Consider the following 16,351-nt stretch of genomic DNA (forward strand, 5'->3'; position numbering starts at 1 on the left):
AGCCAGAGGTGATTCTCTGGCTCTTTTTTGTTGGTTTTGATATGGTTGGCGGCATGGAAACGTTGTTGATTGGCTACGGAAATCCGCTGCGCGGCGATGACGGCGTAGGGTGGCGGGTGATTGAGGAAATTAACCATTTTCAATCGTCAATTGTCAATGGTCAATGGGGAGGGCCGCTCACTCCGCACTCCGCACTCCGCACTCCGCAATTGATTGCTGTGCATCAGCTGCTGCCGGAGTTGGCGGAGCCGATTAGTGAAGCGGAGTTGGTGATTTTTGTAGATGCGTCGGTGGAAGGGGAGCCGGGGGCGGTGCAGGTTCAGGCGGTAACGCCGCGCCCGCAGCAGCCGGGGGCGTTTAGCCATCATTTTGACCCGGCCGGGTTGTTGGCGTATGCGGGAGAGGTATACGGCCGTTGCCCCCCCGCCTATTTGGTGACGGTAACGGCCGTTTCCCTGGGCTACGCAGAAATACTATCCCCCACCGTCGCGGCCGCGCTGCCAGAAGTGCTGGCCGAAATTCAGTCGCTCATTAGTCAAACCCTCGCATAATTTGACACACCTTTCCTCATTGGCGTATGATCCATTTTAACGAGACGCAGGATTGTCTGGAAATGGATGACGAATTATTCTCCGATTTGTTAGAAAGTGTCCGAGTAGGTGGCGCTATTTTGCGAAGAGAGCAAAACGCGGCACGAACATTCCATGTACCGAGTGTTACCATGACCGATTTAACGATTGCCTTACCCAATGAGGTGATGATTAAACTACAAGAATTGGCTGAGTACCATAACGTCACCCCAGAAGATTTGGTGCGCGCCAGTGTAGAGGAGCTGATCGCCTCGCCAGAGGAAACGTTCCAGAACGCGGTGGACTATGTCTTACAAAAGAACCAAAAACTCTATCAACGATTAGCCGCCTGATGCGTTATCTGACTCTTAGCGAAGCGCTTGAATTGCATGAAAGAGTTGTCACGCAGACAGGCGGAGCAAGCGGTTTGCGCGATATGGGTGGTTTGGAGTCGGCTCTGGCACAACCGCGTATGACGTTTGAAAGAGAAGAACTCTATCCAACGACAGCCGAAAAAGCGGCGGCTTTGGGGTTTTCTATCATTCAAAATCACCCATTCGTGGATGGTAACAAGCGCACCGGACATGCGGCGATGGAAATCTTCCTGGTGTTGAATGGGTACGAAATTGACAAATCGGTAGATGAGCAGGAAGCAGTTATTTTGCAGGTAGCCTCTGGCTCCTTGACTCGCAGGGCTTTTACAAATTGGGTACGCGCGTCCATCCCAAAACGATAAACTCTATCTGCTGAATCTCTTCATATTTCCCACATTGGATACAAGATCATAGGCTGCGGCGACGCTTCATTCCGCAGTCCGTAATCAAAAGAGGGTTCCCATGAACGTAAACCGCGTGATCGTCATTGTTTTAGACAGCGTGGGCATTGGCGAACTGCCGGACGCCGCCGCTTATGGCGATGTGGGCAGCCATACCCTGGGCAATACGGCCGTTGCCGTCGGCGGCCTGAATGTGCCCAATCTCACCCAGATGGGCCTGGGCAACATCGCCATCTTGCAGGGGGTGAATCCGCAAACTGCGCCCACGGCCGTTTACGGCAAAATGGCCTCAGCCTCCGCCGGTAAAGACACCACCACCGGGCATTGGGAATTGATGGGCGTGCAGTTGGCACGGCCGTTTCCCCTCTACCCCAATGGCTTTCCGCCCGACGTGATGGAGCGCTTCGAGACCGCAATCGGGCGGGGTACGTTGGGCAACTATCCCGCCTCCGGCACGGTCATCCTGGACGAATTGGGCGCGGAGCATATCGCCACCGGCAAGCCGATCATCTATACCTCCGGCGACAGCGTTTTCCAGATTGCCGCCCACGAAGACATCATCCCCATTGACGAGTTGTACCGCATGTGCCACATCGCCCGCGAGATTTTACGCGGCGAACATGAGGTCAGCCGCGTCATTGCCCGGCCGTTTGTTGGGCAGCCAGGCAGCTTCAGCCGCACCGCCAATCGCCACGATTTTTCCGTCGTGCCGCCGCAGCCCACCGTGTTGGATGCGCTCAAAGAGGCCGGGCTGATGGTCTACGCCATCGGCAAAATCAACGACATTTTTGTCGGCCAGGGCATCACCGACTATATCACCACGCAGGACAACAACGACGGCATAGATAAAACCATCGCCGCCATCCGCGAGCAGCGGCAGCGCGGCCTTATCTTCACCAATCTGGTGGATTTCGACGCCAAATTCGGCCACCGCAACAACCCGCAGGGTTACGCCGACGCCCTGGTCGAATTTGACCAACGCCTACCGGAGATCATCGCCGCCCTGGCCCCTGGCGATCTGCTGGTTCTGACGGCCGATCACGGCAACGACCCGACCACGCCCAGCACCGACCATTCGCGGGAGTACGTGCCGATTTTGGTGACGGGGCCAGGGGTGAAAACGGCCGTTAACATCGGTGTGCGCTCAACATTTGCCGATTTAGCGGCGACAATTGCCGACGTGTTTGGGCTGGATTGGACCTTCCCCGGCCAAAGTTTTAAGGCCGCACTGTAGCGAGTAGCGGGTGACGAGTAGCAGGTATAGCCCTCGCCACCCGTTACCGGCGGATGCTGTTATAATCATTCTATGGCCCAACCACTGTCAAACGACGACGTTATTTTTAACGTTGTTACGCCGCTTGGTTTCTCTGTCCGGGCAACAACCGGTTACTGGCGGATCATCACGACCATTAAGCACCCGGTCATGCAGGGACGGGAAACGGCCGTAAAAGACGCCCTAAGCAACCCCGATGTTGTGCGGCTGAGCAAGAGCGATCCGCAAATTTACTTATTCTACCGTTTTGATGGCGCTAAACGATGGGTTTGTGCCGTTGCCAGGCGATTGAACGGTGATGGATTCTTGATTACCGCATATCGTACAAGCAACGTGAAGGAAGGCAGACAGATATGGCCCAAGTAAAAGTCTATTATGATCAGATCGGCAATACACTGACCGTCTGGTTTGACGATCCCCAAAATGAGTTTGAAGCGGAAGAAACGGGCGAAGGAATCATTTTGATGAAGAATAAAGATGGCGCGGTGATCGGTTTCGAAAAGTTAAATTTTTCTGCTGTTCAACCCGAACCTTTGCGGGTGGCGTTTGAAACTGTCACCTTCTAAAAACAGAGGAAACCCAAATGAACCTCGATACCATGACCCAGGCCGACATTCTGGCCGCGTTAGAACAAACCCCCGGCTTTATCGCCCGACTGATTGACCATACCATTCTCAAAGCCTTTGCTACCCAGGCAGATGTGGCCCGGGTTTGTAATGAGGCGCTGCAATATACCTTTGCTTCGGTGTGCGTGAATCCGGCGCATGTGGCCTTTGTGGCCGAGAGATTGGCCGGTTCGCCGGTGAAGGTGTGCAGCGTCGTTGGCTTTCCGCTGGGCGCAACCACCACGGCCGCCAAGGTGGCCGAAACGCAGCAAGCCCTGGCCGATGGCGCCGACGAGATAGATATGGTGCTAAACATTGGGGCGTTGAAAGACGGCCGTTTCCCCCACGTGCAGCAAGACATCACCGCCATCGCTGCTGCCACCCATGCGGGCAACGGCCGTCTCAAAGTCATCATCGAAACCTGCTACCTTAGCGATGCGGAGAAAGAAACGGCCTGCCAGTTATCGCTGGCCGCAGGCGCGGACTTCGTTAAAACCTCCACCGGCTTTGGCACTGGCGGCGCAACCACTGCCGATGTCGCCCTGATGCGCCGCGTGGTGGGGCATCAGGCCGGCGTCAAAGCCTCCGGCGGCGTGCGTAATCTGGCCGACGCCCTGGCGATGGTCCAGGCCGGCGCCAATCGCATTGGGGCCAGCAGCGGCCTGACCATCATGGCCGAAGCGCTTGCCTAAAAATCGTCAATCGCCAATCGCAAAGGGTGAGCGAATGATATTGCGATTCCGCAGCATCAGTGGGTCGGCCCCACCTGGCTCAAATACCTGGGCAGTCCCGGCGTCTATGTGCAGGGCGGCAAAGAGCGTGGGCGTGGCCTGGGCGGCGTCAATCGTCACCAGCACCTCCCGGCTGATCCCCGGTGGCAGCCAGACCTGCCCGATAACTTCACCCAATTCCCCCTCGTTGTTGGTATAAATTGCCACCCACACATTGGCGTCAGCCACCACCAACGGGACAACAACGGTTGTTTCCGCCGTGTCGGTAATTGGCGCTTGGTCACGGGTAGCCAGGTAAGGGCCAGGGTTGGTCCTGAAGTTGAAGGGGTTGGGGATGCGTCCCTGATAAGTAATTTGTGGATCGGCCGCCGGGAAATTGAAACCGCTACCCGGTTCTGTGTCTTCATGTAAGAAGATAAAAAGCTGGTCGGTGACGCTGTTGACTTGCAGCGGAACCCGAACTTGTTGATTCAGACCGTCAGCCAGCGCCGCCGAGCCGATGATCAGACCAGGGCGACCCTCGCCGTCGTCCTGGTACACCACCAGCCAGCCTGGGCCATTGCTGATCACACGCTCCACGGTAATCGCGCCATCTACCAGTGGTTGATCCAGCACCAGCACGTCAGGTGGGTAGGTGACATTGATTTGGGCCACGACTGGCTGACCGGCCAGCAGGATAGGCAGATCGCCATCGGGAAAATCGAAGCGGTTGGCACGGCCGTTATCCTCGTGCAGCATGGTATATAAAACCGGTGTGCCCTGCCGCCAGGGGATATGCACCACCACATCGGCCATTTGCCCGGCGTCTACAAACGTGTGGCCTAAAATCGGCCCCATCTTGCCCTGCTCGTCGGCGTAGACCACCAGCCAGCCGGGGTTGGCGCCGTCACGCTTGCCACGCGCACCAACCCATCTTCGATGATGTTCTGGTCGGCGGCGGTGATGGCCGGCAAGGCCAGGTCGCGTTGGATGGCAAAGGATTGGGCGGTTACGGCCGTTTCCGCCAGCAGCGGCTCGTCCACCCCCGGAAATTCAAACACGCCCGCCGCCCCGGCGTCCACATGGATGATGGCCGCCAGTTGGTCCGTGGCCGCCAGCGGGTTGATGGTTACGACTACGTCGCTGCTGACACCGCCGGGCACAGCCGTATACCCCAACACCTCACCCACCTGTCCCTCCCGCTCGGCGTGAATCACCAGCCAGGACGGCTCTAATACCGTCACGTTGGTGATGACCAGACGGCCGTCTTCGTCAATCGTCTGGTCATCTACCGCCAGACCAGGCCGGATGGGCGTCGGGCTGGGCGGCGTCGTAGCGGTGGCGGTGGGCTGCGCTGGCGCCGTGGCCGTGGGGGTGGTGGCAACGGCCGTGATCGTCGGCGTTGGCGCCGGTGTTGGCTCTTCCCCACAAGCTGCCAGCAGCAGCAGTAAAATCAGACAAACAAGAATCCGTTTCAACACAACATAACCTCTTACAAGTTGACGATTGCTGGCTGGCAATCGTCTGTTGACAATTGATTCGATTGTATGTCGGAACAGAAAAATGCCAAAATCAGCCGCAGTTCTCACCTGTTTGACAACCAGCATCAAGCGCTGTATCATGTGACCGGTCGGTCATATGACCGACCGGTCACATCAGGACAAAAATGCCTAAACAGACATTCTTCAACTTACCGGCCGAAAAACGGCAAACTTTTTTAGACGTTGCCATCGCCGAATTTGCCGCCAACGACTTTGCCAATGCCTCCGTTTCGCGCATTGTCGCCAGGGCGGGCATTGCTAAAGGCAGCTTTTACCAATACTTCGAGAACAAAGAAGATTTGTATCGTTACCTGCTGGACCTGGGGACGCAGGCGAAAATGGCCCTGTTTCATGCGCAGCCGCCAGACCCGTCCGGCAGCCTCTTTGCCTATTTGCGGCAACTGGCCCAGGCCGGCGTGGCTTTTGAACTGAGCCAGCCGCAGCTCAGCCAGATCGGTTATCGGGCAGTGCAAAGCAACAGCCTGCCGCCGGAGTTTTTGGCCGAGGCGCGGCAAAGCAGCCGTCACTTTTTTGCCCAACTGATTACCCAGGCCAAAAGCCAGGGCAGCGTAGACACGGCCGTTGACGAAGATTTGGCCGCGTTTGTCTTTAGCGTCGTCTTCACCGAATTGGGGCGCTATCTGATGGCGCGGCTGGCGCAAGAGGGCGTGATGGTGGACGACGGCCGTTTGCCCTTCCACGCCCACCCCGCCGAAGCCCTATTAGACCAGGTGCTGTACATCTTAGAATTTGGCGTCGGCCAAAAGGAACAACCATGAAAATCCTCATCCTGACGATTGGTTCGCGGGGCGACGTTCAGCCCTATGTGGCATTGGGGCGCGGTTTGCAGCAAGCCGGGCACACCGTCGCCATCTGCACCGGCGACTTATTCAAAGAAATGGTCACTGCCCACGGTCTGGCTTTCTGGCCCATGGACGACGAGATGATTCGACTGTCCGCTTCGCCTGAAGCGCGGCAGATGATCGAAGGCGGCGGCAATCCGCTGAAAGCCATCAACCTGGTCAAGCCGATGATCCGCCGCATGATGGCCGACATCTGGCAGGCGGCCCAATCGGTGCAGCCTGATCTCATCATTTACCATCCCAAAACGATGGGTGGCTATCACGTGGCCGAAGCGCTGAACGTGCCGGTGATTTTGAGCCTGGTGCTGCCCATGTACAGCCCTACCCGCGAATTTGCCCTGCCGCTGACAGCTGCCAACCTGGGTGGCTTCTTGAACCGCCAGACGTACCGCATGGTTCCGCTCATTTCTGCGCCTTACAGCAGTGTGGTGAACGATTTTCGCCAGGAGTTGGGGCTAAAACCGTGTGGCAAGATGTTGGATGAGACAAAATTGCCAGACGGCCGTTCTACCCCCGTGATGTATGGTTACAGCAGCCACATTGTGCCCCGCCCGGCCGATTGGCCGCCAACCACCACGGTCACCGGTTACTGGTTCCTGCCGCCCGACGAAAGCTGGCAGCCACCGGCCGACCTGACAGCCTTTTTGCAGGCCGGACCGCCGCCGGTCTATATCGGTTTTGGCAGCATGGCCGGGACACAGCCAGAACGATTGGCCGACATGGCCGTGCAGGCGCTGCAACAATCTGGGCAGCGGGGCATTTTAGCCACCGGCTGGGGCGGACTGAAACCGGGCGATTTGCCCGACACTATTCTTAAACTGGAGAGTGCGCCGCACGATTGGCTGTTTGAACGGGTAACGGCCGTTGTCCACCATGGCGGCTCCGGCACGACGGCCGCCGGGCTGCGGGCCGGCCAGCCCAGCCTAATCTGCCCTTTTATCGCCGACCAGCCTTTTTGGGGCGAGCGGGTTCACCAGTTGGGCGCGGGGCCAAAGCCGATACGCCAGAAGCAGTTAACGGCCGAAAAACTGGCGGCAGCCATCCAACAAATGGTGGCGGATGGGGTGATGCGGCAGAGGGCGACGGCCGTTGGCCGGGCGCTGCACGCCGAAGATGGCATTGCCAATGCCGAACAATTTGTGGCAGCGGTCAACGGCCGCTGGTAATTTTTACCGGCATAGGTGGCGGAAGCGTCTGCGTGAGGGTCCGGTCCTGTTTGTCAATCGGCGTTGTTTTGATACACTCTCATCACCTATAAACAGAGAGGATTAGACAAACTGCATGACATCTCTCACAGACGCCCATATCGTCGTGGTCGAAGATGACCCCAACGCACTCCTTATCACCATGGATTTGCTGCGCTTGAATGGCGCGGAACATTGTTACGCCAGCAAAAGCGTAGACGCCGCCCTGGCGTATGCCGAAAAGCTGCCCCAGGTTGATCTCTTCCTGGTGGACATCAATATGCCCGGCAAGAGTGGTTTTGAACTGTTAACGGCCGTGCGCGCCCACGCTCGTCTGGCGGCGGCTAAAGTGACAGCCATCACCGCCGGTACCTTTGCCGAAGATGTGGAGAAAGCGCGCCAGGCGGGTTTTGATGGCTTTATCAGCAAACCGCTAAAAACGACCATCTTTGGCTCGCAGTTGGAACGCATTTTAGCCGGTAACAGCGTATGGGATTGGCGTTAACCTGGCTTTGCCCGGCTGGTTGGAGACATTGTGGCTATAAGGAGGCAGCCTGTTCCCCGATTGACGCAAGCGGTAATCTGGCGGCGGACACGGCCGTATCTCTTCCACCTCGCCCTCGCCCTTTTTTTCCTCTTCTTTACCCTGGGTTGCAGCCTGCTAAACCGTAATGCGGACCAACCGCCCCCCCTGGAACAGGCGGCCTCCCCAATTAATCTGGTGTGCAGCGAAGAGTGCGCCCGCCGCGGCCAATGCGGTACCATCGCCGACGGCCGTTCCGTCATTCTCGGCCACCCCGAACGCCCGGTTGTCAGCGGCCACCAGTTGGTGTTTGCCACCGACACCCCCGTAACTCTGGTCGGGACCAGCATCCAACGGCTGCAAATAATCGCCACCAGCGAACAATTCGACCACACCTTCTACCTGGTCACCCGCCCCAATGACGGCCGTTCCGGTTGGGTTGCCGGGTGGTGTGTGGGGCAGTGAGAAGCGTGGACAGTGTTCAGTTTTTGAACTACTGAACACTGAACACTGAACACTGGATACTATACCCCATGACCCACCTCTTCCTTCACGAACTCCTGGCCGCCCAAGAAATCGGTGAATCAGTCGTCTTAGCGACGGTGATCAAGGCGCGGGGGTCTGTGCCGCGCCACGCTGGGAGCAAGATGTTGGTGTATGCGAACGGCCGTACCAGCAGCACCATCGGCGGCGGCGAATTGGAAGCCCGCGTTGTAGCCGCCGCGCTAGAAATGCTCGCCGCTCCACAAACGCCGCCGCGCATCATCCCCTACGCCCTGGTAGACCCGGCCCGCGGCGACCCCGGCGTGTGCGGCGGCGAACTGGAGGTTTATCTGGAAAGTTACCATCCCCCGGCCACTGTGTTGGTGATTGGCTGCGGCCATGTGGGGCAGGCGGTCGCCGGACTGGCCCATTGGCTGGGCTACCGCGTTGTCGTCACCGATGATCGCGCCGAACTGGCTGCCCCAGCCCACATCCCGCAAGCCGACATCTACCTGCCAGGCCCCTTCGACGAAATCCTGCCTCAACTCGCCATCACCGCCAACACCTACGTTGTTGTTGTCACCCGCAATGTGGGGCTAGACCAACACATCCTGCCGCTGCTGGCTCCCACCCGCGCCCCCTACATCGGCGTCATGGGCAGCCGACGGCGCTGGGCAGAAACACAGCGACTGCTGCTGGCCAGCGGCCTGCCAGAAACCGACCTGACCCGCTTCCATTCGCCCATCGGCCTGGAACTGCACGCCGAGGAGCCGGCCGAAATCGCTGTCAGTATCATGGCCGAGATTATTCAGTTTCGACGAGGGGGGAAAGTTGGTTAGTTGGTTGGTTTGCTGGCCCAGATTGGACCAATCTCCAAGATTGGTCCAATCTAAAAAACCCAACCAGCCCGTTTAGATTGGAACAATCTCCAAGATTGGTCCAATCTTCCGTATGTTATTTAAATTTTATTCCTCATGACACTTGTCACTTGTAACAACCCCACAATTTGAAGATACTACACCCATGAACCAGCAACCTAAATTCATCCAACGGTATGAAACCCCCACTCGTGTAACTGATGCGCTGGCGCTGTTGGCCCGATACGGCCGTGCCGCCCGCCTGGTGGCCGGTGGGACGGATCTTTTATTGGAATTGGAACGAGGCCAACGGCCGGATGTGGACGTGCTGATAGACATCACCCGCATCCCTGGCCTAAACCAGATCACGCGGGGGGAAGACGGCCGTATTCACCTCGGCCCACTCGTCAGCCACAACCAGGTCATCGCCTCGCCGCTCATCGTGGACAAGGCGCTGCCGCTGGCCCAGGCATGTTGGGAAGTAGCCTCGCCGCAGCTGCGCAACCGGGCCACCGTCGCCGGCAACCTCATCACCGGCAGCCCGGCCAACGACACCATCTCGCCGCTGTGGGCGTTGGCGGCCAGCGTCACCCTGGCTTCGGCCGCCGATGGACAGCGCACCGTGCCGCTGTCTGCCTTTTACACCGGCGTGCGCCGCACCATCATGCGCCCGGACGAAATGCTGACGGACATCAGTTTCCCGCCGATGGCCGCATCGGCGCGCGGCCTGTTTGTGAAACTTGGTTTACGGCGGGCGCAAGCCATCTCGGTGGTGCATCTGGCGTTTATTTTGGACTTTGCCGCCGACGGCCGTACCGTGACAGCCGCGACCATTACCCAGGGCAGCGTCGCCCCCACCATTATTTCTACGCCAGCGGCCGAATCCTTCCTGGTGGGCCAACAACTCAACGACGCGACCATCGCCGAGGCGGCGCGGCTGGCGGCGGCTACGGCCACGCCCATCAGCGATGTACGCGGTCCGGCTGAATATCGCACCGAAATGGTGCGCGTACTGACAAAGCGGGCGCTTACCACCCTGCGCGACGGCCAGGAGCGGGCCAATTGGCCGCAGCTCCCCACCATGTTGTGGGGCGAAACCGGCGGCGTCTACCCGGCCGGCGACGCCTTTGCCGCCAGCCACGACGCCCACACGCCTATTACGGCCACGGTGAATGGGAAAACGGTGACGGCCGTTGGCGGCGTCCACAAAACCCTGCTCCACTGGCTGCGCGACGCCGGTTTGCTGACCGGCACGAAGGAAGGCTGCGCTGAAGGTGAATGCGGCGCCTGCACCGTCATCCTCGACGGCATGGCGGTGATGTCTTGCCTGGTCTCCGCGCCGCGGGCGCATGGGGCGGAGATTGTCACCATCGAAGGGCTGGCCGGGCTGAACGGCGGCGATGGGCTGCACCCGCTGCAAGCGGCTTTTGTGGATACCGGCGCGGTGCAGTGCGGCTACTGCATCCCCGGCTTTCTGATGTCTGGGGCCATGCTGCTGGCGGAAAACCCACAGCCCGACCTGGCGCACATTCAACAGGCGTTTACCGGCAATTTGTGCCGCTGTACCGGATATTACAAAATTATTGAGGCAGTGGAGAAAACGGCCGTAGCTGCCTGATTCGAGGTAACTACCGGGCCTCTCTGCGAAAGTTGGAGGCATCTCATGAGGCTAGACAAAAAACGCGAAGAAGAAGTTGCCCAACGCAAAGGCATGACCGGTCGGACCATCATCGCCAGCATCTGGCTGCTGATTTCTATTGCGCTTGGTTACGTGCTGGTTAATTACCTGATCGCCCAGAAGTTTCTGAATTTGAACATTTTTTACCAATGGGGCATCCCCCGCGCTGTGCCATCCTGGGTGTTCCTTGCGGCGTTAGTCTTGCTCGTTGTGGCGATTATGCAGTTTTTCCTGCTGTTTGGATTTATGGTCGCCAGCCCCGAAGGCCGCCGACGCAGTGGGCGAGGCACTCTTTACTCGCGCAATAAAGACCCCTTTGATGATGGGAGTGGACGAGGTTAATGTGAACGCAACCCAACTAAATTCTCTGCCGCGGGTGGACGCCGCCACTAAAGTAACCGGGCAGGCGGCTTATCCAGGCGACCTGGCGCCGGATAGTTTGTTATTTGGCAAGGTCTTGTTTAGCGGCCAACCACACGCCCGCATGGTGGCGATGGACACGTCGGCGGCCGAGGCTGTGCCGGGCGTGGTGGCTGTTTTCACCGCCGCCGACGTGCCGCTGAACGAATATGGCCTGATTATGCCAGACCAGCCGGTACTGGTGGGGCTGGGCGGCAACAAGCAGGGCGATAACGTAAGCCTGTGGGAAGGCGACCAGGTGGCTGTGATTGTCGCCGAGACGGAAGAGGCGGCCGCCCTGGCCCGCAGCCTGATCCACATCGAATGGCAGCCGCTGCCCATCATCACCGATATGTTTGCCGCCATGCGCGACGAGGTGGTGCTGCATCCCTGGCATGGCAGCAATATCCTGAAAAAGTACCAGATTCGCAAAGGGGAGATGGCCGCCGGTTGGGCGGCCGCCGACGTGGTGGTTGAAAGTGAATACAAGCTGCCTTACCAGGAACACGCCTATTTGCAGCCGGAAGCCGGGGTGGGGTATGTGGATGAAGACGGCCGTATCACCGTCGCCATCGGTGGGCAGTGGACGCATGAGGACCAGGAGCAGGTGGCCCACGCCCTGCGGCTGCCGTTGGAGCGGGTGCGGGTTGTCTACCCGGCCATTGGTGGGGCGTTTGGCGGTCGCGAAGACATGTCTTTGCAGATTGTCCTGGGGTTGGCGGCCATGCGCCTGCATGAACGGGGCATCAATCGGCCGGTGCGCATCACCTGGAGCCGCGAGGAGAGCATTATCGGCCACCACAAACGCCACGAGGCGGTGGTGCGGACGAAATGGGGGGCGACGAAAGAGGGGAAGATTACGGCCGTCTCCGCCGAGGTCTTCATGAACAGCGGCGCGTATGCCTATACCAGCACCAAAGTCCTGGGCAATTTCCACCTGATGGTTACTGGTCCCTACGAAATCCCCAACGCCCACATAGACAGTTACACCATCACCACCAACAATGTGCCCGGCGGCGCGTTTCGCGGCTTTGGCGGCCCGCAAGGGGCCTTCGCCGCCGAAAACCAGATGAACAAACTGGCCGAAGCGCTGGGCCTGGACCCGGTAGAAATCCGCCTGAAAAACGCGCTCAGCGATGGCAGCCTGCTGACCGTGCAAACCCCCATGCCCCAAGGTGTCAGCCTGAAAGAGGTGATTGCCCGCTGCGCGGCGGAGGCGGTGTGGGGAGAAAAGGAGAGCGGGAGCGCGGCTGTCCAATCTCCATCGCCGAACCCCCAGTCCCTTAAAAAAGGGCGTGGCTTTGCCTGCGCGTTTAAGAACGTGGGCTTCTCGTTTGGCGCGCCGGAGAGGTGCGAGGCGATTGTGGAGCTGTATGGCGGCACAGAAATCGAACAAGTGATTTTGCGCCACGCGGCGGCCGAGGTGGGGCAGGGGTCGCACACGGCGCTGAAGCAAATGGCGGCAGCGGCCGTTGGCGTGGATGTGTCCCTGGTGGCGTTGGATATGTCCGACACTGCCAGCAGCGGCAATTCCGGCTCGGTCTCGGCCTCGCGCATGACCTTTATGGCCGGCAATTCCATCCGGCAGGCGGCGGCGGCGGCGCTGGTGAAGTGGGCCAACGAGGAGCGGCCGGCCATCGCCCATGAGACCTATTACCCGCCTAAGACCGAGCCGTATGACCCGGAAACGGGCGTCTGTATGCCGAACTTCGCTTATGGCTATGTGGCCGAAGCGGTGGACCTGACGGTAGACGTGGAGACGGGGCATATCACCATAGACCGGGTGGTGTGCGCCAACGACGTTGGCAAGGCCATCAACCCGATGTTGGTGCAGGGGCAGATTGAGGGGGCGGTGGTGCAGGCGCACGGCTATGCGTTGATGGAAAACTTGCAGGTGGAAGACGGCCGTATCCGCAACCCTTATCTCAGCCAATACCTCATCCCTGGCATCAAAGACATACCCACGCAAGTGGAATCCATCATCATGGAAACGCCGGACCCGATTGGTCCCTGGGGCGCGCGCGGCATGGCCGAAATGCCTTTCCTGCCGCTGGCCCCCGCCATCATCGCCGCCCTGCACGACGCTACCGGCGTCTGGTTCGATGAAATTCCCCTGCTGCCGTATAAAGTGGTGCAAAAGCTGCGCGCCCATGGGATTGGGGGGTAGGCTGTCAGCCGTAATTGGAACACGGATTACGGGACACGGATAACGGAATACGGATCACGAAACACGGCATGTTATTCCCCAACCATCTGGTACTCATCCGTGGCGGTGGCGACCTGGCGACGGGGGTCGCCTACCGGCTGCACAAAGCTGGTTTTCCGATTGTGGTGCTGGAATTGGCACGGCCGTTGGTCATTCGGCGGCGGGTGGCGTTGGCAACGGCCGTGTTGGAAGGCCATGTCACCATCGAAGACCTCCACGCCCAACTCGTCCCCACCCCCCAAGACGCCCTGTCCCTGGCCCCCACCGGGACCATCCCTGTCCTCATCGCCCCCCACCTTCAAACTTCACAATTCATAATTCATAATTCACCATTCACCATTGTTGATGCCCGCCTCGCCAAACGCAACATAGACACCCACATCCATCAAGCCGGGTTGGTCATCGCCCTCGGTCCCGGCTTTAGCGCCGGGCTAGACTGCCATGCCGTCATCGAGACGATGCGCGGCCACAGCCTGGGGCGGGTCATCTGGCATGGCCCGACGCTGCCCAACACCGGCACGCCGGGCGTCATCGCCGGCAAGGGGGCGGAGCGGGTTCTGCGCGCCCCGGCGGCGGGCGTGGTCGAGTGGCGGCGGGACATTGGCGATCTGGCGGGGGCGGGCGAGGTGATTGGCGAAGTGGCCGGGCAGCCGGTGCGCGCCCCATTTGACGGGGTGATTCGCGGGTTGATTGCGCCGGGAACGGCCGTACCCCCCCATCTCAAAATCGGCGATATAGACGCCCGCGCCGACGCAGCCGCCTGCTTCACCATCTCCGACAAAGCCCTGGCGATTGGCGGCGGCGTCCTGGAAGCCGTGTTGACTCATCTCAACCGCAATAAGTTCTAGCAGGCTGTTGGAGTATCTTCTCAATATGTCGGGGTCAATCGGTGGCAAAGAGGTAAAAGCCGGGTTTACCCGGCGTTGTTTGATAGACTGGCGCTTTAGCGCTGGTCGTCGCCGGTTGTCCGCCGCGCCTGGAGCTAAAGCCCAAGGCTAAAAAACGACGCCCCGTAAACGGGGCTAGAGACGACCGTGACGGTAACGACAAGCCTACCGGAGGCTCCCCAGATTATCAAGATGTTACCTGTTGGAGAAGTCAAAATAGGACGCGGGTGAACGCTGATTTTGCGTTAGAGTTGTTAAATCCGGCATGGTTCATCGAGCAAAATATCATCTTTACAAATTTACGCGGCATTGTCATGCTGAGCGGAGTCTTCGGAGCGAAGCATCCCGCTCCCGCCAGAGGAGGGGATGCTTCGGGGGATGCTTCGGCGGCCTCAGCACAGGCTCTCAGCATGACACCTCTTCTTGTTAAATTTGTAAAGCACCATTAGCTTTAAATGAACCCTGCCTTAAATCTTTAAGATTTGACAACCCTATTTTTCGAAGGAGAAAACAGCGATGAAACTAAAATTGCCTTTGCTGCTGCTGGCGGCGATCATTTTGCTGGACCTGGTCTATCTGGGCGTCAGCTATTATTTTGCGGGTATCATCATCGGCGGCGAGACGCAAACATTGGCCGAAGGCCAGGCGCAACAGATCAGGGTAATCGGCGAATTAGATTTGCCCGCGCCGGAAACTATTCGCATAGACGCCGGCGAGGTGATCTTGGCCGGTAATTATTACGACAATGCGCTGGACGGCCGTTGCGCTGTGCTGCTGCTGCATGGGTACACCGGAACCCGTTACGGGGCGCTGCAATACGCCCCTCTGTTCTGGGAGCGCGGCTGCGACGTGCTGACCTACGACGCGCGCGGCCACGGTGAGAGCAGCGACGCCTTCCACACGTTTGGCTACTACGAAAAAGAAGATGGCCTGGCCGCCTACCAGTGGTTGCTAAGTCGCACCGGCCTGACGCCGGACCGGGTGGGTCTGGTGGGCGTCTCTTATGGCGCGGCGGCAGCGCTGCAAATGCTGCCGCTGCTGCCCGACCCGGCCTTTGTGCTGGCCGATTCGTCGTACAGCAGTTGGCGGGAGATCATTACCCATCAGGCCGACCAGCAGTTTGGCTCCTGGGCTACCTGGTTTGTGCCGGGCGCGTTTCTGGTGGTGTGGCTGCGGACGGGAGCCAATGTGGCGGAGGTTTCGCCGCAAACGGCCGTGACCCAATCCACCACCCCCATCCTGCTTGTCCACGCCAAAGAAGACGGCTTCACCCCCGCCGCCCATTCCCAAGCCATCTACGCCGCCAGCAACCAGGCGACCACCGAACTGCAAATCACCGATTGGGGCGCAGATCATGGCCTGTCTATCATTGTGGATTACGCCGCCTTCGACCAACTGACAGACGGCTTTCTGGCACGCCATGTACCTGGTTTTGGCTTGAGTGATGGGCGTTAGGCGCTTTGGTTCTGGCGGGAGGCCGGGGAATTTGTGGGGCAGGGTGGTTGGTGGCGTTTTCGGGAATGGGGGGTGGTTTGGGCGGCGAACCTTTTTAAACATCAACATACCTTAGCTGTTCCCAGTTTAATGTTGGAAATCATCAATCAAAAACGCCTGGAATATCCGTCTGACTAAAGTCATTGCCTTTGAACAGCAGTGGCTCGCCAGAGATTTTAGCTAAAGCGTAAGCAAAACAATCGCCAAAGTTTAGTCCGGCTGGATGTCGCCCTTTTCCGTACAGGCGATATGCTGAACGAGCGGCCATGGCTTGTTCATTTGTCACGGGTTCGATTTGAAGTTG

General features: G+C 59.0%; 21 protein-coding genes. 18 read left to right on the plus strand and 3 right to left on the minus strand.

Annotated elements, in window-relative coordinates; genetic code table 11:
• The first annotated feature begins 8 nt into the window (after positions 1–8).
• The 7 genes from IPM39_19115 to deoC all read left to right on the plus strand — a co-directional run bounded on the left by IPM39_19115 (position 9) and on the right by deoC (position 3,914).
• On the plus strand, positions 9–551 hold the full coding sequence (locus IPM39_19115; protein ID MBK8988144.1) for a hydrogenase maturation protease: 543 nt from the start codon (positions 9–11) through the stop codon (positions 549–551).
• Positions 552–721: 170 nt separating this feature from the next.
• Positions 722–922, plus strand: a complete 201-nt coding sequence (locus tag IPM39_19120; protein MBK8988145.1) for a DNA-binding protein — start codon at positions 722–724, stop codon at positions 920–922.
• A complete protein-coding gene (locus IPM39_19125) occupies positions 922–1,305 on the plus strand; it encodes a type II toxin-antitoxin system death-on-curing family toxin (protein ID MBK8988146.1) in 384 nt (127 codons plus the stop codon). Before IPM39_19120 ends, IPM39_19125 begins: the two co-directional genes overlap by 1 nt.
• 100 nt (positions 1,306–1,405) lie before the next feature.
• Positions 1,406–2,578 (plus strand): phosphopentomutase, encoded by a 1,173-nt coding sequence (locus IPM39_19130; GenBank protein ID MBK8988147.1) that lies wholly within the window; start codon positions 1,406–1,408, stop codon positions 2,576–2,578.
• A 72-nt stretch (positions 2,579–2,650) separates the two neighbouring features.
• Positions 2,651–2,983, plus strand: coding sequence for a DUF4258 domain-containing protein (locus IPM39_19135; protein MBK8988148.1), 333 nt, complete (start codon positions 2,651–2,653; stop codon positions 2,981–2,983).
• Complete coding sequence (locus IPM39_19140; GenBank protein ID MBK8988149.1) at positions 2,971–3,183, plus strand: DUF2283 domain-containing protein; 213 nt, start codon at positions 2,971–2,973, stop codon at positions 3,181–3,183. The genes IPM39_19135 and IPM39_19140 overlap by 13 nt, the downstream gene beginning before the upstream one ends.
• 32 nt (positions 3,184–3,215) lie before the next feature.
• Positions 3,216–3,914: a deoxyribose-phosphate aldolase gene (deoC, locus tag IPM39_19145; GenBank protein ID MBK8988150.1), complete on the plus strand. Its 699-nt coding sequence runs from the start codon at positions 3,216–3,218 to the stop codon at positions 3,912–3,914.
• Positions 3,915–3,920: 6 nt separating this feature from the next.
• Here the strand turns inward: deoC and IPM39_19150 are convergent, their stop codons facing one another.
• Both IPM39_19150 and IPM39_19155 read right to left on the minus strand, forming a co-directional pair.
• Positions 3,921–4,790: a hypothetical protein gene (locus IPM39_19150; protein MBK8988151.1), complete on the minus strand. Its 870-nt coding sequence runs from the start codon at positions 4,788–4,790 to the stop codon at positions 3,921–3,923.
• On the minus strand, positions 4,775–5,410 hold the full coding sequence (locus IPM39_19155; GenBank protein ID MBK8988152.1) for a hypothetical protein: 636 nt from the start codon (positions 5,408–5,410) through the stop codon (positions 4,775–4,777). Before IPM39_19155 ends, IPM39_19150 begins: the two co-directional genes overlap by 16 nt.
• A gap of 188 nt (positions 5,411–5,598) precedes the next feature.
• On the opposite strand from IPM39_19155, the gene IPM39_19160 reads away from it, so the two are divergent.
• The 11 genes from IPM39_19160 (at position 5,599) to IPM39_19210 (ending at position 16,008) form a co-directional block, all read left to right on the plus strand.
• Positions 5,599–6,252, plus strand: a complete 654-nt coding sequence (locus IPM39_19160) for a TetR/AcrR family transcriptional regulator (protein MBK8988153.1) — start codon at positions 5,599–5,601, stop codon at positions 6,250–6,252.
• Complete coding sequence (locus IPM39_19165; protein MBK8988154.1) at positions 6,249–7,502, plus strand: glycosyltransferase family 1 protein; 1,254 nt, start codon at positions 6,249–6,251, stop codon at positions 7,500–7,502. The genes IPM39_19160 and IPM39_19165 overlap by 4 nt, the downstream gene beginning before the upstream one ends.
• Before the next feature lie 115 nt (positions 7,503–7,617).
• Positions 7,618–8,025: a response regulator gene (locus IPM39_19170; GenBank protein ID MBK8988155.1), complete on the plus strand. Its 408-nt coding sequence runs from the start codon at positions 7,618–7,620 to the stop codon at positions 8,023–8,025.
• A gap of 60 nt (positions 8,026–8,085) precedes the next feature.
• Positions 8,086–8,508 (plus strand): hypothetical protein, encoded by a 423-nt coding sequence (locus tag IPM39_19175; protein ID MBK8988156.1) that lies wholly within the window; start codon positions 8,086–8,088, stop codon positions 8,506–8,508.
• Between the two features lie 68 nt (positions 8,509–8,576).
• Entirely contained in the window at positions 8,577–9,365 is a 789-nt protein-coding gene (locus IPM39_19180; protein ID MBK8988157.1) for an XdhC family protein, read from the plus strand.
• A gap of 184 nt (positions 9,366–9,549) precedes the next feature.
• Positions 9,550–11,001 carry an FAD binding domain-containing protein gene (locus IPM39_19185; protein ID MBK8988158.1) on the plus strand — a complete coding sequence of 484 codons (1,452 nt, stop codon included), beginning with the start codon at positions 9,550–9,552 and terminating at the stop codon, positions 10,999–11,001.
• Between the two features lie 45 nt (positions 11,002–11,046).
• On the plus strand, positions 11,047–11,403 hold the full coding sequence (locus IPM39_19190; protein ID MBK8988159.1) for a hypothetical protein: 357 nt from the start codon (positions 11,047–11,049) through the stop codon (positions 11,401–11,403).
• Positions 11,384–13,627: a xanthine dehydrogenase family protein gene (locus IPM39_19195; protein MBK8988160.1), complete on the plus strand. Its 2,244-nt coding sequence runs from the start codon at positions 11,384–11,386 to the stop codon at positions 13,625–13,627. The genes IPM39_19190 and IPM39_19195 overlap by 20 nt, the downstream gene beginning before the upstream one ends.
• Positions 13,628–13,695: 68 nt before the next feature.
• A complete protein-coding gene (locus tag IPM39_19200; protein ID MBK8988161.1) occupies positions 13,696–14,514 on the plus strand; it encodes an EF2563 family selenium-dependent molybdenum hydroxylase system protein in 819 nt (272 codons plus the stop codon).
• Positions 14,515–14,780: 266 nt separating this feature from the next.
• A complete protein-coding gene (locus IPM39_19205) occupies positions 14,781–15,002 on the plus strand; it encodes a hypothetical protein (GenBank protein ID MBK8988162.1) in 222 nt (73 codons plus the stop codon).
• Between the two features lie 67 nt (positions 15,003–15,069).
• Positions 15,070–16,008: an alpha/beta fold hydrolase gene (locus IPM39_19210; protein MBK8988163.1), complete on the plus strand. Its 939-nt coding sequence runs from the start codon at positions 15,070–15,072 to the stop codon at positions 16,006–16,008.
• Positions 16,009–16,150: 142 nt separating this feature from the next.
• On the opposite strand, the gene IPM39_19215 is transcribed toward IPM39_19210, so the two are convergent.
• Positions 16,151–16,351 (minus strand): type II toxin-antitoxin system VapC family toxin (locus IPM39_19215; GenBank protein MBK8988164.1); only part of this gene is annotated, 201 nt, incomplete at its 5' end.

The organism is Candidatus Leptovillus gracilis, assembly GCA_016716065.1.
Taxonomy (GTDB): domain Bacteria; phylum Chloroflexota; class Anaerolineae; order Promineifilales; family Promineifilaceae; genus Leptovillus; species Leptovillus gracilis.

Excerpts from the sequence above, each read along its gene's own strand:
- IPM39_19185 (MBK8988158.1), top strand. The coding sequence starts at position 9,550 with ATGAACCAGCAACCTAAATTCATCCAACGGTATGAAACCCCCACTCGT.
- IPM39_19180 (MBK8988157.1), top strand. The coding sequence starts at position 8,577 with ATGACCCACCTCTTCCTTCACGAACTCCTGGCCGCCCAAGAAATCGGT.
- IPM39_19160 (MBK8988153.1), top strand. The coding sequence starts at position 5,599 with ATGCCTAAACAGACATTCTTCAACTTACCGGCCGAAAAACGGCAAACT.
- IPM39_19150 (MBK8988151.1), bottom strand. The coding sequence starts at position 4,790 with ATGGGGCCGATTTTAGGCCACACGTTTGTAGACGCCGGGCAAATGGCC.
- IPM39_19130 (MBK8988147.1), top strand. The coding sequence starts at position 1,406 with ATGAACGTAAACCGCGTGATCGTCATTGTTTTAGACAGCGTGGGCATT.
- deoC (MBK8988150.1), top strand. The coding sequence starts at position 3,216 with ATGACCCAGGCCGACATTCTGGCCGCGTTAGAACAAACCCCCGGCTTT.
- IPM39_19135 (MBK8988148.1), top strand. The coding sequence starts at position 2,651 with ATGGCCCAACCACTGTCAAACGACGACGTTATTTTTAACGTTGTTACG.
- IPM39_19195 (MBK8988160.1), top strand. The coding sequence starts at position 11,384 with ATGGGAGTGGACGAGGTTAATGTGAACGCAACCCAACTAAATTCTCTG.
- IPM39_19170 (MBK8988155.1), top strand. The coding sequence starts at position 7,618 with ATGACATCTCTCACAGACGCCCATATCGTCGTGGTCGAAGATGACCCC.
- IPM39_19210 (MBK8988163.1), top strand. The coding sequence starts at position 15,070 with ATGAAACTAAAATTGCCTTTGCTGCTGCTGGCGGCGATCATTTTGCTG.
- IPM39_19165 (MBK8988154.1), top strand. The coding sequence starts at position 6,249 with ATGAAAATCCTCATCCTGACGATTGGTTCGCGGGGCGACGTTCAGCCC.
- IPM39_19125 (MBK8988146.1), top strand. The coding sequence starts at position 922 with ATGCGTTATCTGACTCTTAGCGAAGCGCTTGAATTGCATGAAAGAGTT.
- IPM39_19120 (MBK8988145.1), top strand. The coding sequence starts at position 722 with ATGACCGATTTAACGATTGCCTTACCCAATGAGGTGATGATTAAACTA.
- IPM39_19190 (MBK8988159.1), top strand. The coding sequence starts at position 11,047 with ATGAGGCTAGACAAAAAACGCGAAGAAGAAGTTGCCCAACGCAAAGGC.
- IPM39_19200 (MBK8988161.1), top strand. The coding sequence starts at position 13,696 with ATGTTATTCCCCAACCATCTGGTACTCATCCGTGGCGGTGGCGACCTG.
- IPM39_19140 (MBK8988149.1), top strand. The coding sequence starts at position 2,971 with ATGGCCCAAGTAAAAGTCTATTATGATCAGATCGGCAATACACTGACC.